Genomic DNA, 25,524 nt, shown 5'->3' with positions numbered 1-25,524 from the left:
GGGACTGATCAGCGCGGCCCGCTAAGCAGAAGGCGTACGGCACGCATGGCGTTAGGGTACCGCAGCCCTTGAGCACGCGGCGACGCGCTTCCGTATGCCTCTTTGACAACGGGCGCCACCCCCGCAGACCCGTCGAGCACACCGATCACCCCCGACACCAACTGAACCCAGGTCAAAAGTTACTTCGCGTAACAGCCACTAAGGGGCATCACAACAGCGATGCCATTGTCGTTTGATAACAACGCAATAACTCAAACCGCGTACCCACCGGTATGGAGCCACTTAGAGTGCGGCAGCGGGACCGCTTTCCCGAAACTGCTCGGAGTTGCCCCCATGAACCCTCGTCGTAGTAACAGCTCGCTCCCCCAGCCTGGCCGGTCTGCCTATGGGGTGGCGTCGACCGCCGTCCTGCTCCTCATACCCGTGACCGTGCTGATCGGAGGTGACCGGTTCCGCGACTTCCTGAACTTCGGCGCGGGCGTCCTGTCGCTCGTCTCGCTCAGTTGCTCGGTGATCTGGGGACTGGTCGCCCAGGACCGGATCTTCCTGGACACACGCCAGCGGATCATCGGGCAGGCCGTACACCGGATAACCGCTGTCGCCTCGATCGCGTTCCTTCTGCTGCACATCACCGCCAAGATCGCGCTCGACCACACGGTGCTGATCGCGGCGCTGATCCCCTTCTCGCTCGGCGTCACCGGGGCCGAGGGCCTGATCGGCCTCGGCTCCCTGGCCGGCCTGCTCATGATCTTCGTGGGCATCACCGGCGCCCTGCGCAGCAAATTCGCCTCCCCCGCCCCCGTGGCGGCCCGCTGGCGGGCGATGCACATGCTGGCCTACCCGGCCTGGTGCGCCGCCCTGCTGCACGGCTTGTACGCGGGCCGCGCGGCGAAGCCGGTCTTCGTGATCATGTACGGCCTGTCCGTGCTCGGCGTCACCGCGGCCCTCGCCCTGCGCGCGGCCCCGCGCCCGGTCAAGCGCAAGGTCGCCGACCGGATCGCCGCGTTCCTGGGGACCGAGGAACGGCCGGGCCGCGAGGAGCTCGACGCCAGCCGGGCCAGGGTGGCGGAGTCCGCGCTGCCGGGCTACGAGAACCAGCGGGCTCAGCAGCCCCAGTCCCGCATGACACCCCCGTACGAGTCCCGCATGACGCCCCCGTACGAGGCACCCGCGGCCCAAGAGCCCGCGAACGGCTTCGCCGCCGCCTATCGCGCCGTCTCCTCGCCCTCAGGACGACAGCAGCAGCCCTTCGCCGCCGACCAGACCGCGCGCATGGACATGCCGCTGGACATGCAGCCCACGGAGGCCATCCAGCGCTTCGACGGCGGCGGCAGCACGTCCGGCAACTGGCCGATCCCCTCGCCGCCGCCGGTCGGCGAGGCACCCCCGTCGGCCTACGACCCGCTCAACGACACCGGATACAACATCCCGGCCTATGGCAATTCGGGCGCCTCCGGCTACGGCTCGAGTGATGTGTACGACACCGCTGAGACGAACACCCTCTACGGCACGTACTACCCGGACGACACGTACAACAGCGGTCCCGCCACTGAAACAACGCCCGGTGCTTCGTACGACTTCGACGCACCGGGATCGGGCGAACCTTGGAACACGCCTTCCGGAGGCTTTAAGTGAACGAGGCCCTGCCCGACGTCCCAGAAGTCCGCGTGGTCGGCCTTCCCCAGCTCACGTCGGGCTTCGACCTTGTCGAAAGACTCGATCTACCCATGCACCTGAAGGTGCACGGCCCGCTCGAACCGATGGGCGGCGAGCAGCTCGCGAAGCTCGCCGAGAACATCAACCTGAAGGGCCGCGGCGGCGCGGGCTTCCCCTTCCACAAGAAGCTGCGCTCGGTCGCCGAAGCGGCGATCAAACGCGGTGTGCGGCCGGTCGTCGTCGTCAACGGCAGTGAGGACGAACCGGCCTGCCGCAAGGACACGGTGCTCATCAACCGTGCCCCGCACCTCATCCTGGACGGCGCGCTGCTGGCCGCCGAGGCGCTGGGTGCCCGCACGCTCGTGGTGGGGGTCACCCGGGAGTCCACACAGCGCTCCATGGAGGCCGCGCTCGCCGAACGCGGCCTCAGCAACGGACGCCGATCGGCGCTACGCGCACGCGTGCAGCGCAATCCGGTCCGCATGGTCACCGGCGCCGCCGCGTCGCTGGTCCGCTCCATCGACGGCGGTCCGGCGATCCCGCCCGGCCGCAAGGTCAGCGCCTCGCAGAACGGCGTCGGCGGCGCGCCCACGCTGCTGTCGAACGCCGAGACGTTCGCCCAGCTGGCGATCGCCGCCCGCATCGGCCCCGAGCGCTACGGCAACACCGGTCTGTACGACGAGCCGGGCACCGTCCTGCTCACGGTCTCCGGAGCCGTCGCCCGGCCCATGGTGATCGAGGTCCCCACGGGCGTACCGCTGCGCTACGTCCTTCAGCTCGCCGGCGCCCCGCCCGTCCCGCAGGGCGTGCTGACCGGCGGCTACCACGGCAAGTGGATCGACGCGGCGACGGTCAACGAAGCGATCGTCTCGCGCAACTCCCTGGACGCGGTGGGCGGTTCGCTGGGAGCGGGCGCCATCCTGCCGATCAGCCAGGAGACCTGTCCGCTGGGCGAGTCACTGCGGGTGGCGCAGTGGCTGGCCGAGGAGAGCGCGGGACAGTGCGGTCCCTGCTACCTCGGCCTGCCGGCCGCCGCGCGCGGCATGGAGGACATCATCAACGGCGGCGGACCGGCCGCCCTGGAAGCGCTCAAGCAGGTCGCCAAGAACGTGAAGCGACGCGGCGCCTGCTCGCACCCCGACGGCTCCGCGATGTTCCTGGAGTCGACGATCAAGGCGTTCACCGACGACCTCGCCGCGCACGTCCTCGGAAACGGCTGCGGAAGGCCTGTGGAGGGCGTTCTGCCGCTCTTCGAGGGCGGCAAGACCCCGACGGGCATCCCCGGCGGCGGCGAGTCCGAGGAGACCGGTCCCAGCCGCCAGAAGATCTACGTCGACTGGACGCTGTGCCGGGGCCACGGCCTGTGCGCGGACATCCTCCCGGAGGTCTTCGAACTCGGCGCGGACGGCTTCCCGACCGTCGCGCAGGCGCAGGTGCCGCGCTACGCGGAGGCGAAGGCGCTGCGCGCGGTGCGCCGCTGCCCGGCGCTCGCGCTGCGCATCGAGGAGGACACCCGCTCGCAGGGCTCGACCCGCAACAACCTGCCGGTCCTCTCCCAGGGCCGCGGTCGTCGCGCCCTGGGCCGCTGAGCGCCAACCGCCCCTGAAAACGGGAAGATCCCGCCGGATCGAGATGATCCGGCGGGATCTGGCTGTGGAGCTAAGGAGAATTGAACTCCTGACCTCCTGCATGCCATGCAGGCGCTCTACCAACTGAGCTATAGCCCCTTGCGACGACGACAACATTACACGGTCCAGCGGGGGCACCACCAAATCGTTTCCGTGCGGCACCCGCCCGGGCGGCTCGGGCGCTGCCGCCCTGTGGTCACGCCATGACTCACGCCGTGACGAACGAATAAAAGCGCTTGAGCGTGCAGTGCTCCTCAAGAAGCCGGCCGTAGATCGGCTCGCCCTCGAGTTCGCGGTAGGTCTCGATCGGGTCGCCCTTTATGATCAGCGCCCGCGCGCACTCCTCGCACCAGTACTGGTAGTCGGGATTGACCGGTTCCATGTCACGGACGATCGGCGTACCGCTGCCGCACCAATCGCACTTTCGCCTGTGTGCACCCATCGATCAGCTCCAGCTGTGGCCGCAGGCCGTGCACACGTAGGAAACTCCGCCGTTGTCACCGAGCACTTGGGCCACGTGGACCGAACCGCAGGAAGGGCAGCTGAGACGGATGACCGTGTCCCGTGTTGACGCTGCATCAAGGAGGTGGCCGACCTCCCTGAGGATGCTCGCAGGCATCACTGCTCCCTCCCGTCGGGCCGCGCCCCCTTCCGGCCGTTTGATTCTGCCACGGCCGGGCCAATACGGTCAGCGACGCCTCAGTACCAGTCCGGACACGGCACCCACCGCGGCCGTCCCGGCCAGCGCGAACACGCACGCCAAAAGCGCCACCGCAGAGGTATACGCCCCAAAGGCCCCGAGTGACTCAAGCCGGTTCAAGAACAATGCGCCGCGTTCTTGGGCCCCACCGTGGCCAGCCCGTGCGTGAAGGTCGGGCTGAAGGCGAGCGCGAGCCCCCCGCCCACTCCGCAGAACGCGAGATACAGCAGCGCACCGCCCTCGTCGCCACCCTTCAGGACCAGGCCCACGCCGAAGACGACGGCGGTCGGCGCGAAGGTGAGGCCCGCCCGCCGCGCTGTAGCCGAGGCCGCCCTGCGCATGCAGGGTGCGCACGAACAGGAAGCCGCCAGTGACCGCAATGACCGCCAGAACGCGGAAGACAGCCAGACCCATGCCGGGATGACGCAGCACGCCGGGCGCGATCAGCGGGCGCCGCCGCGCCGGGCCGGCCGGGACTCGTACGCCCAGAACAGTGTGAACAAGACCACGGACGCCGCCAGCGACAGCCAGGACCACAGCGGCCAGTCCTCCTCCTGCCCGAGCACCAATGGCACTGTGAACAGCGACACGGCCGCCCCGAGCAGCACCAGGCCGGGAAGATCGAGGCCGCGCGCCGGCACGTTCACCAGGAAGACTGGCCGCCAGCCCGTACCGAACAGGTCGGCGCTGACCAGGATTCCGCCGACGACCTGCCCGGCGGCGGCGCCGACGGCGAGGACCGCCGAGTAGGCGACGAGCGCCTTCATCCGGGCCTCGTCGGTGAAGTTGCGCTGGATCAGGCTGAGCACCTGCGGGATCATCACCGCCGACCCCGCGCCCTGCACCAGCCGGAACACGATCAGCTCGGTGGAACCCCGCGCCAGCGCAGGCGAGCCCGGCGCGGTGGACCCGGGCGGGACCGAACCGGTCGCCGAGGCGGGCACCGGTGATGAGCAACACGGAGTAGGTGAGGGCGTATCCGGCGCCCACCAGCTGTAAGTCCGCGCCGGACGCGTGGAGTTCGGTGCCGATGGTGAGGGCCGCGACATTCACGATGAACACGTCGAGCAGCGCCATGTACCGGGCGGCGAGGACGAGTGCGATGCCGGTACTGACAGCACCTGGCAGGGGACAAGTCGGGCATCGACGATGGGGGACATGACGATGGGGACGACACAGCGCCGCCGACCCGAGCCGGCCGCGCCTCTGCGCAGCAGGCGCGCCCGCTGGAACAGGGCCGGCCGATCAACGCGTCCGCACAGGTGCTGGATGCCGTGTCGCGACGCTGCGCCTCGATCCGCCCGAGCGCGAGCATCTATAAAAAATCCCGCCCCCCTGAGAGGGACGGGATCTTCGGCAACCGATCTTTGACAACTCAATAGAGTGTCGAACTGTGGAACTGAACTGTGGAGCTAAGGAGAATTGAACTCCTGACCTCCTGCATGCCATGCAGGCGCTCTACCAACTGAGCTATAGCCCCTTGTCATGCGGCGGAGCCGCATGGTGTTTCGCTCCGCTCCGCGGTGCGAACAAGAAGAACTTTAGCCTGCGACCTGCCGGAAAGTGAAATCCGGGTCCGGGGCCCTGGAGAGACGCTCAGTCGTCGTCGCCGAGCACCGGTTCCGGGACGGTGCCGGCGTTGTGCTCCAGGAGACGCCAGCCCTTGGCGCCCTCGCCAAGGACGGACCAGCAGCAGTTGGAGAGACCGCCGAGGCTCTCCCAGTGGTGAGCGTCCAGGCCGAGGAGACGGCCGATGGTGGTGCGGATCGTGCCGCCGTGGCTGACCACGACCAGCGTGCCGTTGTCGGGGATCTTCTCGGCGTGCCGGAGCACGACGGGGGCGGCGCGATCGGCGACCTCGGTCTCCAGTTCGCCGCCGCCACGGCGCACCGGCTCACCGCGCTTCCACGCGGCGTACTCCTCGGCGTGCCGGGCGATGATCTCCTCGTGCGTCAGCCCCTGCCAGACACCCGCGTAGGTCTCGCGCAGGCCCTCGTCGTGGGTCACGTCCAGGCCGGTGAGCGCGGCGAGTTCGGCCGCCGTGTTCGCCGCTCGCTGGAGGTCGGAGGCGACGATCGCGTCGGGCCTGAGGGAGGCGAGCAGCCGGGCGGCGCGGCGGGCCTGGCCGACGCCGATCTCGGTGAGCTCGACGTCCGTGGTGCCCTGGAAGCGGCGCTCCACGTTCCACGCGGTCTGGCCGTGCCGCCACAGGATGACGCGGCGGCCCCGGCCGGGCCTGCTGCCGACGGGCGCGCTCACCGCAGCTCCCCGAACTCGGCAGCGTCCTCCTCGGCCCGCAGCTTGACGTGCTCCGCGGCCTTGCCGCGGGTCGCCTTGGCGTCGGCGGGCAGCTCGATCTCGGGGCAGTCCTTCCACAGCCGCTCCAGGGCGTAGAAGACGCGCTCCTCGCTGTGCTGGACGTGGACGACGATGTCGATGTAGTCGAGGAGGATCCAGCGGGCCTCGCGGTCGCCCTCGCGGCGCACCGGCTTGACGCCGAGCTCCTTCGAGAGCCGTTCCTCGATCTCGTCGACGATCGACTTGACCTGACGGTCGTTGGGCGCGGAGGCCAGCAGGAAGGCGTCCGTGATCGACAGTACGTCGCTGACGTCATAGGCGATCACGTCGTGCGCGAGCTTGTCGGCGGCCGCCTGTGCGGCGGTGGTGATGAGCTCCAGGGAGCGGTCAGTCGCGGTCACTACAAGGCTTTCGATCGGCGGTCACTTGACACCAAGGGTCTCACGGACCGCCGAGGGCACCCCACGTGATGGACGGTTCACGTGGGGTGCGGCCTCACCGGGGGCGACGGAGGGCTACGACGCCGAGGGTTTGTAGTCCTGGCCGAGGGTCACGGCGACGTTCGCGTTCCCAGGGACCGTGCCCTTGGTGACGACGCTGCCGGGCAGGCCCAGGGTCTTGGCGACCTCGGTGGCGTTCTCCTTATCGGCGGCGTCGGCGTAGACGACCTTGGAGGCGGCCTGGGCGCCGGCCGCCGTACCGCCTTCCAGGAAGGTGAAGCCGCCGTTGAGGAGCACGACGCGGGCCTGCTCGGTGTTGTCCTTGACGCCGCTGGCGTTCTGGACGGAGACACTGACGGCCGCGTCCTTGTCGGGGCTCTTCGCGGTGCCGCCGAGCACGTTCTTGACCACACTGGCACTGGCCTGGGCGCTCAGTGTGCCGTCGGTCTGGACGGGCAGCAGGGCGGTCTTGTAGTCGCCGCCCTTGGCGAGGTCGGCGAGCTTGGCGAGGAAGGTGCCCAGGTTCTTGTCGGTCAGCGGCGGCTCGATGATCTGCCCCAGCGTCTGCACGGTGACGGTCGCGCCCTGGGCGTCGGAGGACAGCTTGCGCAGCACGCCCTGCATGACCTGCCCGAACCGTTCCAGCTGGGCGTCCTGGGCCTCGCCGGAGGCCCGGTAGGTGGCGTAGGCGACGGCCGTCTTGCCGCTGAGCGTCTGATCCTTGCCCTTGTTCACCAGGGGCGCCTCGCCCTTCTTGCCCTTCGGGTCGGGAACGTCGGTGTTGGTGTCGACGTCGATGTTGCCCACGAGGTCGACGAGGTTCTGGAGGTAGGGGGTGTCCAGCCGCCAGGTGCCCCCGATGTCGGTGCCGAGAACGGTGTCGAGCGCGTCACGGGTCCCGGAGGAGCCGTCGTCCTCGACCGACTTGGCGAGGGTGGTCGTGGTGCCGTCGTCGTCCGTCAGGTTGAGGGAGTTGGGCAGCAGGACGGTGGTGCCCTGCTTGGTGGTGGTGTTGTCGACGAGCAGTGCCGTGGAGGTGCCGCCCTGAGCGGTGTTGTGCAGGTGGACGACGATCACGTCACGGTTCTGGGCGCCGACGGCGGTTGCGGTACCGGTCTTCGCGTCCGCCGACGAGGACAGGCCGGGCAGCTTCCCGGCGTACCAGAGGTAGCCCACGCCACCGGACGCGGCCAGCGCCAGGACGACGACCAGGGCGACGATCCGGCTGCGGGCGCGGCGCTTGGCCTCCTCGCGGCGTTCGGTGCGGTTCTCGGTGAACTGAAGCCAGTCGATGACGTCCTCGGAGTCGCTGTCGGGCTCCTCGACGAAGGCGAACTGCTCGGTGCGGTAGTCCCGATCGCGCCCGGCCCCACGCTCCCCGTCCGGCTCGGCACGGTGCTCCCCCGGGGTACGGACGGGGGTGTCCGCATTCTGGGCCGGCCCGGCCTGCTGCGGGATGTAGGCGGTCTGTTCGGCGACGCGGGGCTGCTGGCCGCTGGTGGCGGTCTGACCGTAGGGGTCGTACGAGGGCGCCGGCCCTCCGCCCTGCTGGGCGGAGGTGGCGTACGGGTCGTAGGGCGGCGGCACGGGGGCCTGCCGGCCGGTGCCGTAGGGGTCGAACGACGGCGGTTGCTGCTGCCGGTCGTACGACGGCGGCTGCTGCTGCCCGCCCGTCGCGTACGGGTCGTATCCGTACCCCTGCTGCTGCGGGGGCGGGTCGTACGGCTGCTGGGGAGCCTGTTGCGGCGGGGCCTGGCGGTACACAGGTCGGCCGTACTCGTCGTAGCCGACGAGCTCGTACTGGTCGTCGCCCCCGTACCCCGGGTCGTATCGGTCGTTCACCGGTGCCCCTCTCGGCTCACTCGCCGCGGTACAGCTCGCGCTTGTTGATGTAGCGCACGACTCCGTCCGGCACCATGTACCAGATGGGGTCGCCGCTCGCGACTCTCGCTCGGCAGTCGGTGGAGGAGATGGCGAGCGCCGGGACCTCGACGAGCGAGACGCCGCCCTCCGGAAGGCCGGCGTCGGACAGGACGTGGCCCGGCCGGGTCACGCCGATGAAGTGCGCGAGGGAGAAGAGCTCCTCCGTGTCCCGCCAGGTGAGGATCTGGCCGAGGGCGTCGGCGCCGGTGATGAAGAAGAGGTCGGTGTCGGGGTTGAGCGCCTTCAGGTCGCGCAGGGTGTCCGTGGTGTAGGTCGGGCCGCCGCGGTCGATGTCGATGCGGCTGACCGAGAACTGGGGGTTCTCGGCGGTCGCGATCACCGTCATCAGGTAGCGGTCCTCGGCCGGGGAGACATTGCGGTGGGTCTTCTGCCATGGCTGGCCCGTCGGGACGAACACCACTTCGTCCAGGTGGAACTGCGCGGCGACCTCACTGGCCGCCACGAGGTGCCCGTGGTGGATCGGGTCGAACGTTCCGCCCATGACGCCGAGGCGGCGCTTGCCGGGGTTCGACGGGCCGTTGCCGGGGCCGCTCGTCGGACGGTTCTCGGTTGCGCTCACCGGACGGTCGTCCGGGCCGTTCGGCGTGTCGTTCGCCGGACCGGTAGGCATGTCCTGCTCTCCCATGCGTGCAGACCCTACCGGCCCAGCCTGAGGGCCTCGGTGGCCTGATCCCTCCAGGTGGCCGGGAAGGGGCCCCTGCCGGGCTCCCGCCGGGCTCAGCGGTCGCGGTTGAAGCGGGTGGTGATCCACAGCAGAAGCATCAGGATCAGGAAGGCGCCGCCGCCGGTCACCAGCGGGTTGAGGCTCTCGTGGTTGCCCCCGTGCTCCTCGCCCTCGGCGGCGAGGGTCACCAACTGGGCAGCGGTGCTGTGGATGCTCATCTTCGGCAGAACCTATCCGGTGGGCGGGATAAAGATGTCGGCTCATCGTAAGCGGGCGCCTCGGGGGCGCTCACGCCGACTCCACCGTTGGGAACCTTCGGGCACTCTCAGTCGTCTTTCCGCCTGTACCCCCGTAGCAGGAACCACGCGGTCAGCACACAGCCCAGCACCATCACGATCAGGACCACTCGGAGCAGATCCCCCGACCCTTGTCGCTCGGCGGCGCTCGCGGCCTCGGTGAACCAGGCGGCTGCGGGGTTGTGCTCCATGGCGTGGAACTCCTTCGCTGTAGTGCCTGCCCACGGTATCTCCGCCTAGGCTGGGCTCTGCTTCGGGGGCGCAAAGGGCCGCACAAGGGTCCGCAAAGGGCCATCCACACGCCTGGGGGATCACATGTCCGACGACGGCCACCAGCACAACGGGCACGAGAACGTGCCGAGCAGGCAGCGCAGGCGCTTCCCGGGGATCTCCTCGCGTGCGTACGAGCACCCGGCCGACCGCTCCGCCCTGGTGGCGCTGCGCAAGCTGAGCGGTTTCGACACGGTCTTCAAGGCGCTCAGCGGTCTGCTGCCCGAGCGCAGCCTGCGGCTGCTGTTCCTGTCCGACTCGGTGCGCGTCTCCGACCAGCAGTTCGCGCACCTCAACGACATGCTGCGGGACGCCTGTTACATCCTGGACCTGGAGAAGGTCCCGCCGATGTACGTCAACCAGGACCCCCAGCCGAACGCGATGTGCATCGGCCTGGACGAGCCGATCATCGTCGTCACCACGGGTCTGGTCGAGCTGCTCGACGAGGAGGAGATGCGGGCGGTCGTCGGGCACGAGGTGGGGCACGCCCTGTCCGGTCACTCCGTCTACCGCACCATCCTGCTGTTCCTGACCAGCCTCGCCCTCAGGGTCGCCTGGATCCCGCTGGGCAACCTCGCGATCATGGCGATCGTGACCGCGCTGCGCGAGTGGTTCCGCAAGTCGGAGCTGTCCGCGGACCGCGCGGGCCTCCTGGTCGGCCAGGACCTCACGGCCTCGATGCGCGGCCTGATGAAGCTCGCCGGTGGCAACCATCTGCACGAGATGAACGTGGACTCGTTCCTGAAGCAGGCCGAGGAGTACGAGGCCGGGGGCGACCTGCGCGACTCCGTGCTGAAGATCCTGAACGTCCTGCCGCGCTCCCACCCCTTCACCACCATCCGGGCGGCCGAGCTGAAGAAGTGGTCGGAGTCCCGCGACTACCAGCGGATCATGGACGGCCACTACCCGCGGCGCACCGAGGACAAGGACACCTCGGTCACGGACTCGTTCCGCGAGTCGGCGTCGAGCTATGCCAGCAACGTCAGGGGGTCCAAGGACCCGCTGATGAAGCTGGTCAGCGACATCGCCGGCGGGGCCGGGGACCTGGGCGGCCGGGTCCGGCGCGGCTTCGGCGGCTTCGCGAGCCCGGCACCGCCGACGGACCCGTCCGGCCCGACCGGCCCGACCGACCCGTCCGGCCCGACGGACACGCCGCCGCGCGACGGCGGCTGACGGCGGGGCCAGACCCTCGGCAGACGGACGGCCAGAATCAGACCCTCGGCGATCGGCAGCCGAGGACCAGACCCTCGGCAGATCGGCAGCCGAGGACCAGACCCTCGGCAGAGCAGCGGATCGGCGGATTCAGACCTTCGGCTGTGCGCTCGTAGCCAATGCCCCGCACAGCGCCGTCGCGCCGCCCGTCGCATACGGGTCCGTGCCTGCCGGGCCGCCCTGCTTCGCGGTCTGGCCGACGAGCAGCGGGTCCAGGCGGTTCGTGGAGTCCCCGGCACAGGACAGGGGCCCGGCCTGGACGTAGGAGACGACGAGCTGGGCCGTGTGCAGGCGCAGGTCGTCACGGTCGAAGCGGAAGTGCAGCTCGCGCCGGACCGTGAACAGCGACGCCTCGGCCTTGCTGTCGGCGCCTGCGGGCCGCAGCGCGTACACGAAGGTGTGGTCCGCGGTGACCTCCAGCGTGGCCGAGTCGGTCTCGGCGGCCTGGAGGGTGCCCTGGACCCGGATCTTGCGGTCGGCCAGCTCGGCGCCGGACGGGTCGAAGCGAACCAGCCATCCGGTGGGCGCGTGCCGGCCGTCGGCGGCCGGATGGGCGAAGCTCTGGTCGAACTGGTCGAGTTGGTCCGTGTCGAGGAGGACGCGCACCGTGCGGACCTGCTTGCCGTTGAGGACCTCCGGGTCGAGCGAGGACCGCACGATGTAGTCCTTCGCCGTGGTCAGGGCGGCCACCACCTGGCTGTCCGAGAAGTGCGCGGTGCGCCGGGAGGCAGGCAGCGGTATGCCCTCGGCGCCGACGCGGTACTGCGCGGCGGGGCTGTGCGCGTACAGGTACTCGGGGTCGGCGTGCCCGGGCACCTTGCCCTCGGGTGCCAGCGGGATGACGGTCATCCGCAGGGGCTCGACGGGCTGCCGGGCGGCGGGGGCCTGATAGGGGTGGCGGACACCCATGTAGATCGCGGTGCCGAAGGCGACGGCGATCAGCAGGACCAGGATCAGCGCCTGCCGGGACAGCCCGCCGCGGCGCAGGGGCGGGCGGCGGCGTACGGCGGGCGCGTGGTCGGCGATGCGCTCCTGGGCGGAGTACTCCTGGATGCGGGCAGCGCGGACGAACGATTCGTCGAAGACGACGGATCGGTACTCGTCCTCGCCACCTCCGGGGCCGCCCTCGGGTGTCCCCTCGGGTGGGTCTCCAGGCCCTCCCATATCTTCAGAGTAGGTCGCGGGGAGCCCAGGTAAACGCCGAGGTACACGACAAGTTCTGACAGGTTCTCACCAGAACCGGCCCTGACCTGCCGCGCGGCGCTCAGGGCGTGCGCGGGACCGCGGACACGGCTGGCTGGGAGTAGTCGGCCGAGGCGGACGGCGCCGCCGCGGTGCCCTGCTCCAGGCCGGTCGAGGCGGGCGGCCGCGGACCCTGGTCCCGGCTGCCGCCGGAGGAGGCGCTGCGGTAGACCGCCGCGAAGGCCAGCGCGACCATGCCGACGCCCATCACGAGGGCGAGCAGCCAGGCGACGGGGCGGTGCCAGCGGGTCGGTTTGCCGTAGGGGCCGGGAGCGCCGTAGCGGCGTTCGTAGCCCTCGAGCTCTTCGGCGTCGTCCAGGTCGTCGAGTTCCGGATCATGGCCGAAACCGCGGGGGTCGTCGGGGCCGAAGCCGTCCTCGTACCGCTCCCCCCTGCGGTGGGCCCGGCGGGCCTCGGCCTCGGAGGCCTCGGCTCTCGCCTGCGCGGCGGCCAGGAGGCGTTCGACGGCGGTCGGCTCGTGCACCACGGCCGCCCGTACGAAGGCCTCGTCGAAGACCACGGAGGCGAACTCTTCGTCCGACACCCCGCGGTCGTGGTCGTCGTCGGGCTCCCAGCCGTCAGGGAACGGCGTGCCCCCCACGTCCTCCGGCACGAGTCCAGAGTAGACCGGGGGTGTCAATTTGGGCAGACGGTATGGAAATTCATCCGCCGGCTGAGACGGCTCCTGTGCGGCACGGGCAGGCGCCCGGCGTGCGTGTCGGGCGCATATGCCACGTCAGGGGCCCGGGGCGTGCGCCTCAGCGCCGTACGTGCCCGTCCCCGGTGACGATGTACTTCGTGCTGGTCAGCTCGGGCAGGCCCATAGGGCCGCGGGCGTGCAGCTTCTGTGTCGAGATGCCGATCTCCGCGCCGAAGCCGAACTGGCCGCCGTCCGTGAACCGGGTGGAGGCGTTCACGGCGACCGTCGTGGAATCGACCAGCTGGGTGAAGCGGCGGGCGGCCTGCTGCGAGGTCGTCACGATGGCCTCGGTGTGGCCGGAGGTCCACAGGCGGATGTGTTCGACGGCCCGGTCGAGGGAGTCGACGACCGCGGCGGCGATGTCGTAGGAGAGGTACTCGGTCTCCCAGTCCTCCGGCGTGGCCTCGACGACGGTGGCCTTGGAATCCTTGGCATATGCCAGTACCCGCTCGTCGGCGTGCACGGTCACGCCCGCCTCGGCGAGGGCGTCCAGGGCGCGCGGCAGGAACTCGGGGGCGATGTCCTGGTGGACGAGGAGCGTCTCGGCGGCGTTGCAGACGCTGACGCGGTGCGCCTTGGAGTTGATCAGGATGTCGATCGCCATGTCGAGGTCGGCGTTCGCGTCGACGTAGACGTGGCAGTTGCCGGTGCCGGTCTCGATGACCGGGACGATGGACTCGGTGACGACCGTCTGGATGAGGGAGGCGCCGCCGCGCGGGATGAGCACGTCGACCAGCCCGCGGGCCCGCATCAGCTCGCGCACGCTCTCGCGGTTCTCGCCGGGCACCAGCTGCACGGCGTCGGCGGGCAGCCCGGCCCCGCCCACCGCGTCGCGGAGCACCCGCACGAGGGCGGCGTTCGACTCGTACGCCGAGGCCGAGCCGCGCAGCAGCACCGCGTTGCCGGACTTCAGGCAGAGGGCGGCGGCGTCCACGGTCACGTTCGGGCGGGCCTCGTAGATGATCCCGACGACGCCGAGCGGGACGCGGACCTGGCGCAGGTCGATGCCGTTGGGGAGGGTCGAGCCGCGGACGACCTCGCCGATCGGGTCGGGCAGCGCGACGACGTCCCGGACGTCGGAGGCGATGGCCCGCACCCGCTCCGGCGTCAGCGTCAGCCGGTCGATGATCGCCTCGCTAGTGCCGGCCTCGCGGGCCTTGGCGATGTCCTTGGCGTTGGCCTCGACGATCTCGCTCGTACGGACCTCCAGCGCGTCCGCGACGGCGAGCAGCGCGTCGTCCTTCTCGGACCGCGGCAGCGGGGCGAGGTCGGCGGCGGCGGCCTTGGCACGGTAGGCGGCCCGAGTGACCGGGGACATGGAGTCGTACGGCGAAAGCGTGGTCATGAGGGAAGCGTAGTGCGCGGGGCGGGAGCCGCCACCAGTCATCCCAAACCCCGAGATACACGCCGAGATGGACCGCGAGACCGGCCAGATGTCTCAAAAGGGATGGACGCCCACCGGCGTCGCCGGCGGCGGGCCGTACCCCTCGGAGATGCGCTGGTGGTAGGTCTGGCGGTCGATGACCTCCAGGCCGACGATCTCCCACGGCGGGAGCCCCGCGCTCTGCCGGTGCTCGCCCCACAGGCGCAGGGCGACGGCGGCCGCGTCGTGCAGGTCGCGGGCCTCTTCCCAGTACCGGATCTCGGCGTGGTCGTTGGCGTATCTGCTGGTCAGCAGGAAGGGATGGTCGTGGGCGAGTTGTTCGAGGGCACGCCGGACCTCCTTGAGCGGGGCCTCGTCGCCGGAGACGCTCAGGGTGACGTGCCACAGGCGCGGCAGATCCGCCGGTTCCTCGCCCTCGTAGCGGTCACCGGCCGCGACGCTGGTCAGGGCACGCTCCTCGCCGGCCGCGCGCGAAGGAGCACCTCCGGCGCCACCGCGGGACGCCGCCCCAGGGCGCACTCGTCTCACGACGGCCTCCTTCATCCACAGGTCGAGCGGTGCTCGTACGGAATGTGTCCCTGAGACAAAGTTGAGCAGGCCGAAAGGGCTCGTGTGGCGCTTTTGCGGAACGTCCACCTCAGGGCGACGTTCTTGTCAGGTCGTTCACCCCGTTTTCGGGTGGCCAACGACCGTTCACGGGTGCAGGATCACCAGATCGTCCCGGTGCACGACCTCGCGTTCGTACGCGGGGCCCAGCTCACGGGCCAGTTCCCGGGTCGAGCGGCCGATGAGCCGGGGGATCTCCTTGGCGTCGAAATTGACGAGCCCGCGGGCCACCGCGTGCCCCTCGCCGTCCCGTAGTTCGACGGGGTCGCCCGCCGTGAACTCGCCCTCGACGGAGGCGATTCCGGCCGGCAGCAGCGACTTGCGGCGATCGACGACCGCGCGCACCGCGCCGTCGTCCAGGGTCAGCGCCCCCTGCGGGGTGGACGCGTGTTGCAGCCACAGCATCCGGTCCGCGGAGCGCTTCTCGGCGGGGTGGAAGTACGTGCCCGTGTCGCGGCCGGAGAGCGCCTCGGCCGCGTGGATCGTGCTGGTGAGGACCACGGGGATGCCGGCGGCGGCCGCGATCCGGGCCGCCTCGACCTTGGTGACCATGCCGCCGGTACCGACGCCGGCCTTGCTGACGCTGCCGATGTCCACACCGGAGAGGTCGGCGGGCCCCCGCACCTCCGCGATCCGCGAGGTGCCCGGCTTGGTGGGGTCGCCGTCGTACACGCCGTCGATGTCGGAGAGCAGCACCAGCAGGTCGGCGTGGACGAGGTGGGCGACGAGCGCGGCGAGCCGGTCGTTGTCGCCGAAGCGGATCTCGTCCGTGGCGACGGTGTCGTTCTCGTTGACGATCGGGAGGGCGCCCATCGCCAGGAGCTTGTCGAGGGTGCGGGAGGCGTTGCGGTGGTGGGCGCGGCGGCTCATGTCGTCGGAGGTCAGGAGCACCTGGCCCACGCGGACGCCGTAGCGGGCGAAGGAGGCGGTGTAGCGGGCCACGAGCAGGCCCTGCCCGACGCTGGCGGCGGCCTGCTGGCGGGCGAGATCCTTGGGGCGGCGGCGCAGGCCCAGCGGGGCGAGGCCGGCGGCGATGGCACCGGAGGAGACGAGGACGACCTCCCTCTCTCCGCCGCTGCGGCTCTTGGCGAGGACGTCGACGAGCGCGTCGACACGGTCGGCGTCCAGGCCGCCCGAGGCGGTGGTCAGCGAAGAGGAACCCACCTTGACGACGATCCTGCGGGCCTCGCTCACGGCCTGCCTTGCCCCTGCCACTTGCTTTCCGTCCCCTCGCACAGTCGGCTGTTCGGCAATCTACGCGAAGGGGGGCGGGCGACGCGCAACCGTCCAGCCCCCGGACGCGCACTGCGTCACCCTGTGCTCACGCTTCGCATTCGGCCAAAAGGTTGTACTGGTTCCGTATAGAAAACAAAGTCCGTCAAAACTTATGTTGAAGCTTGTGCCACACAACGTTCGCCGCGCGAAGCGGATACTCCTGAGGTCGGGCAAGAGCCCCTACGACGTCGTGCCCGTCGAAGAGGCCCTCCACCGGGATGTCATCGCGACCAACTCCGGCAACCTGATCTTCAGCGACGCCTCCCACAAGATCCTCGAGACACCGGACACCGAGGTCGTCTCGAACGGCATCCGGACCGACGTGAACGCGGCCGGCCGGATCAACGAGGAGTACGACGCCTTCGTCGTACCGCTGGCGAACGCCTTCCGGCCGTCCTTCGAGCCCCAGCTGAACCGGCTGACGCAGCTCATCGGCAAGCTGAAGATCCCGGTCGTGGTGCTCGGGGTCGGCGCGCAGACCGGGCTGGACTACAACCCGGAGCGGCTCAAGCCCATGGAGCCGTCGGTGCGCGCGTTCGTCTCCGCGGTGCTGGAGCGCAGCGCCTCGATCGGTGTGCGCGGCGAGTTCACCGAGACGTACCTCAAGAGCATGGGCTTCGGGGACGTCGAGGTCATCGGCTGCCCGTCGATGTTCATGTACGGCAAGGAACTCGCCGTGCACAAGCGGGAGCCGGCGCTGACCACCGACTCCCTGATCGCGGTCAACGGCTCGCACAACGCGGTGAAGTCCCAGGGCATGGACCGGGTCATCCGCCGCGCCCACGCGCGCTATCCGCACCTGCGCTACATCGGCCAGAACCTCAGCGACGCACGGCAGTTGCACTGGCGGGACCTGTCAGATCCCAATAGCCGGATCACTGCGATGCCGACGCATCCGGACCACCCGATGTACCAGGAGGGCAAGGCCCGGGTCTACATCGACCCGGTCACCTGGATCGACGACCTGCGGTCGTTCGACTACTCCTTCGGTTCCCGCATCCACGGCAACATCGTGGCGCTGCTGGCGGGCACGCCCGCGACCGTGCTGTGCGGCGACTCGCGGACGCTGGAGCTGTGCCGCTACTTCGACATCCCGCACCGCCTCATCGAGGGGCTGGCCAAGAACCCCGAGGACGCGGACCCGGCGCGGCTGTACGAAGAGGCCGACTTCGGGGCGCTGATGGGCGGCCATCAGGAGCGTTTCGAGCGGTTCACGGAGTTCCTCGACAAGAACGGCCTGCAGAACACGTTCACGCACGGCGACGGCGGCGCGGCCTTCGAGGAGCGCATGGGGTCCCTGTCCTTCCCGGCGGGCATCCGCCCCTGGACGGACATGGACATCACCTCGCTCACCACCCGCTTCGGCTGGCTGTACGGCCGTATCGAGGAACTGTCCAAGGACAACACGAAGTTGAAGCGGGAGCTGGCGCGGGCGAAGTCCGGTGCCAAGACCGCGACGGTCGTGCCGGCCCCGGCGGCATCCGCCTCGGTGTACCGGCGGGCGCGGCGGATCGTGGGGCGGCCGATCCGGAAGGTGATCCAGCCCGGGCGGGGGTAGCTTTCGCCGCCCGCCGACGGCAACGGACAACGCCGGTTCCCCCGCCTCTCGGCGGCAGGGAACCGGCGTTTCCCGTCAGGGCGGATCAGGCCGTCACGGCAGTGATCAAGCACCCCAGGAAACCCCCGAGGCACAGGACTTCCGCGGGGCCGAAGACCCTGCGTGTCCGGAGGTGCCCGCCGGAGTTCCTGGTCCGCGTCTCGCGTCCCCGATGAACGCCAGGATCCTGCGGCGCTCCGCCTCCGGAACGACGATCCCTTTGAAGGCGGCTGATCCCACGGTGCGTCCGTCTCCGGAGCACACCCGGAGGATCCGGCCCTCGATGCCCTGGCCCCAGGCGACGTCGGAGACCCGGACGGCGGCGGTCGCCCCGGCCGATTCGAGCGCGTCGAACCGGACCAGGCCGTACGCCGTCAACGCGCCGGCGGCGACCAGGATGGCTGCCGAGGACGCCACCCTGGTCCTGATCCGGCGCAGGCCGAGGAAGCTCGCCGGACGGCGCTCGCCCCCCGTCTCGTTCACCATGGCAGGATCGTCCCCACCAGACTCTCGGCGAACCTGCGGATCATCGGCTCGGTCAGGCCGAACGCACCGCCGGCGCCCACGGCGTCCATCGCGAGGCCGATCCACTGCTCCCCGCACCCCGTGTTGCTCTCCTTGTAGGCGCCGCGGGAATCGACGATCAGGGGCACTCGGCTCACCACGGCGACCACGCTGGACATCCGCGCGCCAGGCACCAGCAAGCACCAGCAAGGCGTCAGTTCGCACTCCTGTCAGGGAGTCCCATGCGCTTCGCGTTCCGACACAGATCCAGCCGTCCCGCCGCCGTGGCCGTGGCGCTCTCGCTCACCGCGGGTCTCCCACTCGGCCTGGTGGACAGCGCGTCCGCCGCCGTCACCGCCGGTCCGATCTCCAACAAGCCGACCGGCACCGGGGCCGGCAGTAGGTGATACGCACTCAACTGCTGGACTACATAGGCCAGTCACCGGCCGGTTCCTCGATCAAGGCCTCGGTCTACCACTTCTGGGACACAGAGGTCGCCCAGGCCCTCGCCGACGCGCGCACCCGCGGCGTCGACGTCCAGCTGATGCTCGACGAGAGCAGCGTCAGCGACAACCCGGACAACGGCACGTACGGCATCCTGACGGCCGCGCTCGGCACGGACACCGCCCAGAACTCGTTCGTCGGCCTGTGCCCCGTCAACAAGTCGTGCCTGGGCGACCCTTCCCTGGGCGCGTCCATCAACCACAACAAGTTCTGGCTGTTCTCAAGTTCACGTGCCTCGCGGTGGCCCAGAAGCTGGTCGCGCTCCAGAAGGCCGGCTGCTCCGTCGACCTCGTCTACGCCCAGGCCGACAGCGGCATGGGAGACCCTGCACGACTCCTAATCCGGCGGTCCGGCCCTGCGCTGCTACAACTGGGACGACGACGGCGACGCGGGCACCGCCTCGCGCATCGTCCACCCGAGGACGTGGTGCCGGCTACCTGAGCGCCCTGCGGTCGCTCCAGGGCTCCCGGACACAGGAAGAGTCACCTCGCGCTGTGCACACGGGAGTTGTCACGCCGCCACGGTGAACCGCCCGGGCAGCGCCCGCCGGGCCTTGCGGGCGGCGCGGCGCAGGAAGGAGTTGACCGGGTCTTCCCGGTAGCCCGGGAAGACCTTGGCCTCGCGCGCCTCGGCGAGGTACACGGAGTCGGGTATGCCCGCCGCGCGGTCCCGGAAGTGCGGGTAGACGAGGTAGAGGCGGCGGCCCTTCTTCTCCATGAGGGCGGGGGCCTGCTTCTTGGCCCTGACGAACTCCACCACGTCCTTGAGGAGGTCGGGCCGGTCGACGGCCACCAGGTGCAGCCGCAAACGCTCGTGGACCCTGAGGCGACGGGCCACGTCCTCGTTCCAGTACGCCTCCATCAGCGGCTTCGCCAGCTCGATCTTGTTCCGCCGTACCTCTTCGTCGTCCTTGAGGAACTTGGGGCCGAACTGCGGCAGCAGGGTGACCAGGAAGGGGCGGACCATGAGCACGTCACGCTTGGGGCCCGCGGGGAGCATCTCCGCTATCAGCGCCATCAGGGCGCGCGCGGAGTCGAAGCGCAGGGTGTAGCTCCCGCTCTTCGTCACGTGCTTGCCGTCGTCGCGGCCCACCAGGTAGTAGCAGGTGTAGTCGGCGATCACGGAGACGCCGTTCGCCCGCAGGTAGGCCTCCATGGTGAACAGCGCGTCCTCGCCGGTCCACAGGGACTCGTCGAACCGCATGCCGTGACGTTCCAGCATCTCGCGGCGGAAGAGCTTCTGCGCGCTGAGTGTGAACTTGATGTTGGAGGAGAAGACGTCGGTGCGCTTCAGCGTCTTGCCCCACATCGACTTCGGCGCGGTGCGGTTGACGCCCTCGACCTTGCCGAGGACGACGTCCGTGTCGTTCTCGTCGGCCATGGCGACCATCCGCTCCAGGGCCTCGGGGCCGAGCCGGTCGTCGGCGTCGAGGAAGAAGACGTAACGCCCCGCGGCCTTGCCGATGCCGATGTTGCGCGGGCCGCTGGGGCCGCCGGAGTTCTCCTGCCGGATCACCGTGACGGGCATCGCGGCGCGGGCCGCGAACTCCTCCAGGTACTCCCCCGTGCCGTCCGTCGAGCCGTCGTCGACCGCGATGACCTCGATGCGCGTCGGGTCCATGCTCTGCGACTCGACAGATGCCAGGCATTCCACCAGATATGGCATCGCTTCATACGCCCCGATGATCACAGTCACATCAGGCTGCGAAACGGTCACTCTTCCCCCTAATCACGGAAAACTTCCCCCGAATCGCCTCATTGGCTACCTGGTAGACGGGCGACCTGGGCAACCGGTTGCCCAGCTACCCTTGTTTCGTGAGACAGCTCACATGGGGAATCGACAGCATTGACCGTAGGCGGAGTGGGTAAGAGAAGCCGCCGCAAAGGTGTAGCAAACGGTAAAAGGGCTCGGCCCCCGAGGAATGCTCCTCGGGGGCCGAACCCTGTGGGTGCGCGGAACAGGCCCGCGATCAGCCCGCGGCCACGCCGTCCCCGTCACCGGCTGCCGTCGCCTGCACGGGTATGGCGTCCGCCAACTCGGCCGCCTCGGCCTCTGCCTCCGGCTCCGGCTCCGCCGCTTCGGCTCCGGCCGCCGCACGTGACTCCTGGCCGACGTTGCGCGTCTCGGCCTTGATCGCCAGGTTCGCCACCGCGGTGTTGAACTGGTCGATGGACGTCGGCTCGTCCGGGCCCAGCAGATACCGCTTGAGCTCGCCCCGGTCCTCGGCGAGCGGGTCGGCGGAGGGGTCGCGGACAGCGTCGAGGAGTCCGCCGAGTTCAGCCGCGTCATTGGACAGGATCACCGCGGCGCGCACGGCCGTGTTCTGCCGCTTGAACTCCTCCACACCCAGCTCCGCGGAGTCCGTGACCGCGTACGGCTTGCCGCTCGCGATGAAGTCGGAGACCACGCTGGAGATGTCGGAGACCATCGCGTCGGAGACGTTGAAGCAGTCGTACAGGCGCGGCTCGGCGCCCGTGATGACCCGGTGCTCCCAGGCAGGGAAGGAGCGCCAGTACACGTCGTTCCACTCGTGGCGCAGCCGGGCGATCTCCTCGTGCTTGGCGGCATCGACCAGGCCGTCGCGGGTGGCCTCGGCCTCGTCGCCCTTCGGGCCGCCTTTGCCGGCCAGCTCGGCGATCCGGGCCTCGATGCGGGCCAGCTCCGTCCTGGCCTGCGCCTGGGCGCCGGTGTCGGCCGTGAAGCCCGGGTCGGCGGCGCGCTCGGCGGTGGCCTTCGCCACCAGGGCGGTGATCCGCTGGTGGGCGGCCTTGGCCTCGGCGCTGCGGGTGCCGGTGAAGGGGTGCGGCTTGTACAGCACACGGACCGGCGGGTCGGCCTTCACCAGCCGCTGCACGATGTTCTCGCCGGCGAGCAGGATCGAGGTGTTGCCGGGGTTGTCGTCCCAGCCCTCCCAGGTGGGGGCGTAGAGGACGGTCGGCATACGGCCGTCCGGCACCCCCTGCCAGTTCTGGATCGGCGCCAGCTGCGGGCGGCCGACCTCGACGATGTCCTCGTCACGGACGCCGACGTCGGCGATGGCGTACCGGTCGCGGCCCGCACGCCCCGCGGTCCACACCTCGTCGTACACCTTGCTGAACGGGTTGACGCTGGCGAGCTTGTCGCTGTCGCCGTGGCCGATGAAGACGTGCTTCATGGTGGGCACGCGCAGCATGTGGATGTTCTTGCCGACGTTCGCCGCGTACAGCGCGACCCGCACCGACGACAGCTCCATGTTCATCAGGTGCACCCCTCCGGGCACGCAGATGACGGGGACCGTGGTGGGCGCCATGTTCGCCAGGATGACCCGCTCGCGCAGGATGATCAGCGGCTTGGAGTCCAGCTGCTCCATGGTCTCCAGCCACATGTTGACCTGGTACGCGGAGTCCCTGGAGCCGGAGAAGTACAGCACCGTCTCGGGCTGGTACTCGCGCAGCCAGTCGTCGACGGCGTCCAGGACCCGCTCGGCCTTCGGCGGGACCTTCTTGCCACGCACGTACGGCATGAGCGCCAGGACGTACAGGGAGCCGACGGCCAGCGTGACGCCGATGCCGATGAAGCCCGCGAGGGCCGTGTCCATGGCCGCGGAGACCAGGATGCCGACCACGGCCGCGAGATCGAGGTGGAGCATCTTCTCGGCGGAGCGGTTCAGCAGGCGCTTGGGCGGGGCGTCCGGGATGCGGATGCGGGCGGCCAGGTCGATGTTGCGGGTGGCGACCGGCATCCGGCGGCGGTTGCGGATCAGGGTGACCAGCGCGCCGTGCGGGGCCTGGAGGCCGTAGAAGGCGATGAAGCAGGCGGTCGCCCCGTAGAAGATCAGGTCGTCCGAGAGGGCGAGGCGGGCCAGCAGCATGATCAGCAGCAGTTGTCTGATCAGGAAGCGGATCGACAGACCGGCCCGCACCTTGCTGAGGCGGTTGATCAGATAGCTGCCCTTGCGGTGCAGATAGTGGTCCGCCAGGTACGTCACGGCGGTCGCGGCCGCGAAGGCGGGAACGCTAGGTACGAGCGCGGCCAGCATGAGGGCGGGGTAACCCAGCATCATGAGGACCGCCGCGGCCAGTTCGGCCGCGCTGCCCACCCGGGCGACGCGAATAGCGGTGGTTATCACGGGGAACCTGCTCTGGGAGGGGTGCCGGTGGTCAATACCGAAAAAGTCCGGAAAGCGAATGATGAAAACCCTGGAGAATGTACGGATTCAGGCCCCTGCGAATGCTCCGCGAACGGGCAGCCACAGAGGCCTGAATAACAGACGACTATTTGCTGTTGATTATGCCACGCCGTCCTGCCGGTCCAGGACACTGGCCAGCGCCTGCTCGAAGCCGGAGGCCTTCCCGGCGGATGCCGTCGGGTCCTGCTGGCGGACATCGATGACGTGCCCGGTCAGCTCGGAAAGCAGCACGTCGAGCGAGGTGCGTGCCACGGCCTCGGAGGAGAGCAGGCTGCCCGCCGGCTCCTGACCGAAAGCCTTGGTACGCATCGGCGTGGCGGTGCGCTCCGGGTTCACGCAATTCACCCGAATGTCGTCACCGGCCCACTCGTCGGACAGGGCCTGGGTGAGGTTCACCATCGCGGCCTTGGTCGAGGAGTAGAGGCTGTACTCGGCGCGGCCGCGGGTGTAGCTGCTGGAGGTGTACAGCAGCAACTGTCCCTTGGTCTCGGCCAGGTACTTGTAGGACGAGCGGGCGATCTGCACCGGGGCCAGGTAGTTGACCTTCAGCGCTTCCTCGATGGTCGCGTTGTCGGTCTCGGCCAGCTTGCCGATGCGCAGCACGCCCGCGGTGTTGACGACGTAGTCGATGCGCCCGGTCTCGGCGTACGCCTTGGACAGCGCGTCGTCGACCTCCTCCGGGTTCTCGACGTGGGTGCCGGTGGTGGAGCGGCCCAGCGCGTACACCTTGGCGCCGTAGGACTCGGCGAGCTCGCCGATGTCCTTGCCGATGCCGTACGAGCCGCCGAAGACCACGACCGTCTTGCCGGTGAGGAGTTCGCGGTAGGCGGCCTCGCTCATCTGCTCCGGCGTGGTGGTCGAGGCCAGCTGGAACAGCTTGTCGGCGATGAAGACGTCGACGGGCTGGGTGACCTTCATGTTGTACTCGTCGCCCGCGACGACGTGGATCGGCACGTCCGGCAGGTACTTGAGTACGACGGAGCAGTCGTCCGTGGCCTGGAAGTTCGGGTCGCTGGCCGCGACCTCGTAGGCCCGGCGGATGGTGGACAGCTTGAACGCCTGCGGGGTCTGGCCGCGGCGCAGCCGGGAGCGGTCCGGGATCTCGGTGATGAACTCGCCGTCCTCGCCGTGCGTACGCGTGACGATGATGGTGTCCGCGGACGGGATGGCGACGTCGACCGCCTGGTAGCGCTCCAGAGCAATGACGCAGTCGTCGATGACGCGCTGCGACAGCAGGGGGCGTACGGCGTCGTGGAACAGGACGTTGAGGTCCTCGCCGTCGGCCAGCCCCTCGCCCAGGGCGTCGATGGCGCGTTCGGTGGTCTCGTTCCGCGTGGAGCCGCCCTCGATGACCTTCTTGACCTTCTTGAACCCGGCCTTGGCGACGATCTTCTCGATGTCGGGCACGTAGCCCGGCGCCATCAGCACGATGATGTCGTCGATCGAGTCGGCCTTCTCGAAGGTGGTCAGGGTGTGCTCGATGACTGCCTTGCCGGCGATCTTCAGCAGCTGCTTCGGAATCGACAGACCCACCCGCTGGCCGGTGCCACCGGCCAGGATCACTGCGGTGGTACGGGGCTTGGCTATGCGCTGTGACACAGGTTGACCTACCTTGGGGCGACAGGGAACTCAGAAATGGTCCCACTCTTGGTTACCGCAGTGCAAGGCGAGCGACTTCCGCCGCATATGCGCACGCCATCTGTCATTCACCTTGCACTCCTGGTGAGGAAGCGGAACCGTTCAGTGATTGACGCCACAGAGATCAGCGGCGCCGCAGCCGCTTGAGGCAGCGGTGCCCGAGCACCTTCACGAGTTCCTCGGAAGGCGTCTGGTGAACCGTCCGCGCCCTGGCCGGCACGGAGTGCCTGATCGGCGCCGCGGCCGCCGCCGCGAGCGCGCCGTACGGCGCCTGGGCCGCCACCTCGGGGGCGATCAGCGGTTCCGCGGGCACCTCGTCGGCGGGCTTCGGTACGGCGGACAGCAACGCCGGGTCGCCGATCACGCGTACGCCCATCCCGCCGATCCGCCCGACTGCCCACTGCGGGGTGGCGATCTTCACGTCGTGCGGACCGGGCGGACACGCGTTCTTCATATGCATCACGGCGCCGTATCGGACGAGCTGTGAATAGAGCTCCGCCGGGAGTCCATTGCCGCGGAATTCCTTATTAAGATTCCGCAGCATTTCGGTCTCGGCGAGGGTGAGGGAACGATTTGCCGCGTCCGGAACCGGCTCCAGGAGATTCGACCACGACGACGGTGATCCGGTCCGGGCCGACCACCCGGGCCCAGCGCTCCACCAGCCGGTCGTGCCGGTGGCGGTCACCTGTTCGACCAGCCGTTGCCAGTGCCGCTCGGTGGGCCTGGCGTTGCGCATCATCCCCGGGCGGGCGCAGGCGGCCAGCACGGCTTAGGCGGGTGCCGGTGGGCAGCGCGGAG

At 69.6% G+C, this 25,524-nt stretch carries 24 protein-coding genes, 2 tRNA genes and 2 pseudogenes; 7 read left to right on the top strand and 21 right to left on the bottom strand.

All coding sequences use genetic code 11. From position 1 onward, the window contains the following. The first annotated feature begins 390 nt into the window (after positions 1-390). Positions 391-1,635 (top strand): cytochrome b/b6 domain-containing protein, encoded by a 1,245-nt coding sequence (locus AB0I77_RS01700; protein ID WP_363280259.1) that lies wholly within the window; start codon positions 391-393, stop codon positions 1,633-1,635. After that, positions 1,632-3,245 (top strand): NADH-ubiquinone oxidoreductase-F iron-sulfur binding region domain-containing protein, encoded by a 1,614-nt coding sequence (locus AB0I77_RS01695; protein ID WP_363280258.1) that lies wholly within the window; start codon positions 1,632-1,634, stop codon positions 3,243-3,245. The genes AB0I77_RS01700 and AB0I77_RS01695 overlap by 4 nt, the downstream gene beginning before the upstream one ends. 65 nt (positions 3,246-3,310) lie before the next feature. Here AB0I77_RS01695 and AB0I77_RS01690 read toward each other — a convergent pair. From AB0I77_RS01690 to AB0I77_RS01680, 3 genes and pseudogenes are all read right to left on the bottom strand, one after another. Further along, positions 3,311-3,383: transfer RNA gene (locus tag AB0I77_RS01690), tRNA-Ala, on the bottom strand. 109 nt (positions 3,384-3,492) lie between these two features. After that, positions 3,493-3,726, bottom strand: coding sequence for a hypothetical protein (locus AB0I77_RS01685; protein WP_003976229.1), 234 nt, complete (start codon positions 3,724-3,726; stop codon positions 3,493-3,495). A 246-nt stretch (positions 3,727-3,972) separates the two neighbouring features. Further along, positions 3,973-5,061 (bottom strand): annotated as a pseudogene (locus AB0I77_RS01680) (MFS transporter). Positions 5,062-5,148: 87 nt separating this feature from the next. Here AB0I77_RS01680 and AB0I77_RS01675 point away from each other — a divergent pair. Next, a pseudogene (locus AB0I77_RS01675) lies at positions 5,149-5,302 on the top strand (transcriptional regulator); the annotation flags it as partial. Positions 5,303-5,391: 89 nt separating this feature from the next. On the opposite strand, the gene AB0I77_RS01670 reads toward AB0I77_RS01675, so the two are convergent. From AB0I77_RS01670 to AB0I77_RS01640, 7 genes are all read right to left on the bottom strand, one after another. Further along, positions 5,392-5,464 (bottom strand) — tRNA-Ala (locus AB0I77_RS01670). 116 nt (positions 5,465-5,580) lie between these two features. Further along, the gene (locus AB0I77_RS01665) at positions 5,581-6,243 is read right to left on the bottom strand and encodes a histidine phosphatase family protein (RefSeq protein ID WP_363280257.1); all 663 of its coding nucleotides are present in this window, start codon (positions 6,241-6,243) and stop codon (positions 5,581-5,583) included. Further along, positions 6,240-6,683 (bottom strand): ribosome silencing factor, encoded by a 444-nt coding sequence (rsfS, locus tag AB0I77_RS01660; RefSeq protein ID WP_363280255.1) that lies wholly within the window; start codon positions 6,681-6,683, stop codon positions 6,240-6,242. Before rsfS ends, AB0I77_RS01665 begins: the two co-directional genes overlap by 4 nt. A gap of 114 nt (positions 6,684-6,797) precedes the next feature. Continuing rightward, entirely contained in the window at positions 6,798-8,564 is a 1,767-nt protein-coding gene (locus AB0I77_RS01655) for a LytR C-terminal domain-containing protein (RefSeq protein WP_363280254.1), read from the bottom strand. A gap of 16 nt (positions 8,565-8,580) precedes the next feature. Next, entirely contained in the window at positions 8,581-9,291 is a 711-nt protein-coding gene (gene nadD, locus AB0I77_RS01650; protein WP_363280253.1) for a nicotinate-nucleotide adenylyltransferase, read from the bottom strand. Positions 9,292-9,383: 92 nt separating this feature from the next. Then, positions 9,384-9,548 carry a hypothetical protein gene (locus AB0I77_RS01645; RefSeq protein WP_363280252.1) on the bottom strand — a complete coding sequence of 55 codons (165 nt, stop codon included), beginning with the start codon at positions 9,546-9,548 and terminating at the stop codon, positions 9,384-9,386. A 107-nt stretch (positions 9,549-9,655) separates the two neighbouring features. Beyond that, a complete protein-coding gene (locus AB0I77_RS01640; protein WP_363280251.1) occupies positions 9,656-9,817 on the bottom strand; it encodes a hypothetical protein in 162 nt (53 codons plus the stop codon). 124 nt (positions 9,818-9,941) lie between these two features. Between AB0I77_RS01640 and AB0I77_RS01635 the strand changes: the two genes are divergently transcribed. After that, a complete protein-coding gene (locus tag AB0I77_RS01635; RefSeq protein ID WP_363280250.1) occupies positions 9,942-11,069 on the top strand; it encodes a M48 family metallopeptidase in 1,128 nt (375 codons plus the stop codon). A 129-nt stretch (positions 11,070-11,198) separates the two neighbouring features. Here the strand turns inward: AB0I77_RS01635 and AB0I77_RS01630 are convergent, their stop codons facing one another. From AB0I77_RS01630 to proB, 5 genes are all read right to left on the bottom strand, one after another. Beyond that, on the bottom strand, positions 11,199-12,272 hold the full coding sequence (locus AB0I77_RS01630; RefSeq protein ID WP_363280249.1) for a hypothetical protein: 1,074 nt from the start codon (positions 12,270-12,272) through the stop codon (positions 11,199-11,201). 100 nt (positions 12,273-12,372) lie between these two features. Continuing rightward, positions 12,373-12,990, bottom strand: coding sequence for a hypothetical protein (locus AB0I77_RS01625; RefSeq protein ID WP_363280248.1), 618 nt, complete (start codon positions 12,988-12,990; stop codon positions 12,373-12,375). A 118-nt stretch (positions 12,991-13,108) separates the two neighbouring features. After that, positions 13,109-14,395, bottom strand: a complete 1,287-nt coding sequence (locus AB0I77_RS01620) for a glutamate-5-semialdehyde dehydrogenase (RefSeq protein ID WP_363280247.1) — start codon at positions 14,393-14,395, stop codon at positions 13,109-13,111. Between the two features lie 93 nt (positions 14,396-14,488). Beyond that, positions 14,489-14,953 (bottom strand): hypothetical protein, encoded by a 465-nt coding sequence (locus AB0I77_RS01615; protein ID WP_363280553.1) that lies wholly within the window; start codon positions 14,951-14,953, stop codon positions 14,489-14,491. Positions 14,954-15,127: 174 nt separating this feature from the next. Then, on the bottom strand, positions 15,128-16,234 hold the full coding sequence (proB, locus tag AB0I77_RS01610; protein WP_363280552.1) for a glutamate 5-kinase: 1,107 nt from the start codon (positions 16,232-16,234) through the stop codon (positions 15,128-15,130). Positions 16,235-16,427: 193 nt separating this feature from the next. On the opposite strand from proB, the gene AB0I77_RS01605 reads away from it, so the two are divergent. Continuing rightward, entirely contained in the window at positions 16,428-17,873 is a 1,446-nt protein-coding gene (locus AB0I77_RS01605) for a polysaccharide pyruvyl transferase family protein (protein WP_363280246.1), read from the top strand. Between the two features lie 105 nt (positions 17,874-17,978). On the opposite strand, the gene AB0I77_RS01600 is transcribed toward AB0I77_RS01605, so the two are convergent. Together AB0I77_RS01600 and AB0I77_RS01595 are read right to left on the bottom strand one after the other, a co-directional pair. After that, positions 17,979-18,398, bottom strand: coding sequence for a hypothetical protein (locus AB0I77_RS01600; RefSeq protein ID WP_363280245.1), 420 nt, complete (start codon positions 18,396-18,398; stop codon positions 17,979-17,981). After that, entirely contained in the window at positions 18,392-18,595 is a 204-nt protein-coding gene (locus tag AB0I77_RS01595) for a hypothetical protein (protein ID WP_363280244.1), read from the bottom strand. The genes AB0I77_RS01600 and AB0I77_RS01595 overlap by 7 nt, the downstream gene beginning before the upstream one ends. A gap of 63 nt (positions 18,596-18,658) precedes the next feature. On the opposite strand from AB0I77_RS01595, the gene AB0I77_RS01590 reads away from it, so the two are divergent. Together AB0I77_RS01590 and AB0I77_RS01585 are read left to right on the top strand one after the other, a co-directional pair. Next, positions 18,659-18,823 (top strand): hypothetical protein, encoded by a 165-nt coding sequence (locus tag AB0I77_RS01590; RefSeq protein ID WP_363280243.1) that lies wholly within the window; start codon positions 18,659-18,661, stop codon positions 18,821-18,823. After that, complete coding sequence (locus tag AB0I77_RS01585) at positions 18,820-19,260, top strand: phospholipase D-like domain-containing protein (RefSeq protein ID WP_363280242.1); 441 nt, start codon at positions 18,820-18,822, stop codon at positions 19,258-19,260. Before AB0I77_RS01590 ends, AB0I77_RS01585 begins: the two co-directional genes overlap by 4 nt. Before the next feature lie 170 nt (positions 19,261-19,430). Here the strand turns inward: AB0I77_RS01585 and AB0I77_RS01580 are convergent, their stop codons facing one another. The 4 genes from AB0I77_RS01580 to AB0I77_RS01565 all read right to left on the bottom strand — a co-directional run bounded on the left by AB0I77_RS01580 (position 19,431) and on the right by AB0I77_RS01565 (position 25,492). After that, positions 19,431-20,636, bottom strand: a complete 1,206-nt coding sequence (locus tag AB0I77_RS01580; RefSeq protein WP_363280241.1) for a glycosyltransferase — start codon at positions 20,634-20,636, stop codon at positions 19,431-19,433. 253 nt (positions 20,637-20,889) lie between these two features. Further along, positions 20,890-22,998, bottom strand: a complete 2,109-nt coding sequence (locus tag AB0I77_RS01575; RefSeq protein WP_363280551.1) for a hypothetical protein — start codon at positions 22,996-22,998, stop codon at positions 20,890-20,892. 189 nt (positions 22,999-23,187) lie between these two features. Next, positions 23,188-24,687: a bifunctional cytidylyltransferase/SDR family oxidoreductase gene (locus AB0I77_RS01570; protein ID WP_363280240.1), complete on the bottom strand. Its 1,500-nt coding sequence runs from the start codon at positions 24,685-24,687 to the stop codon at positions 23,188-23,190. Between the two features lie 163 nt (positions 24,688-24,850). Next, positions 24,851-25,492, bottom strand: coding sequence for a hypothetical protein (locus AB0I77_RS01565; RefSeq protein ID WP_363280239.1), 642 nt, complete (start codon positions 25,490-25,492; stop codon positions 24,851-24,853). Positions 25,493-25,524: the final 32 nt, after the last annotated feature.

The organism is Streptomyces sp. NPDC050619 (genome assembly GCF_040654815.1).
GTDB lineage: Bacteria > Actinomycetota > Actinomycetes > Streptomycetales > Streptomycetaceae > Streptomyces.
This window is presented reverse-complemented; position numbering and strand designations above follow the sequence as displayed.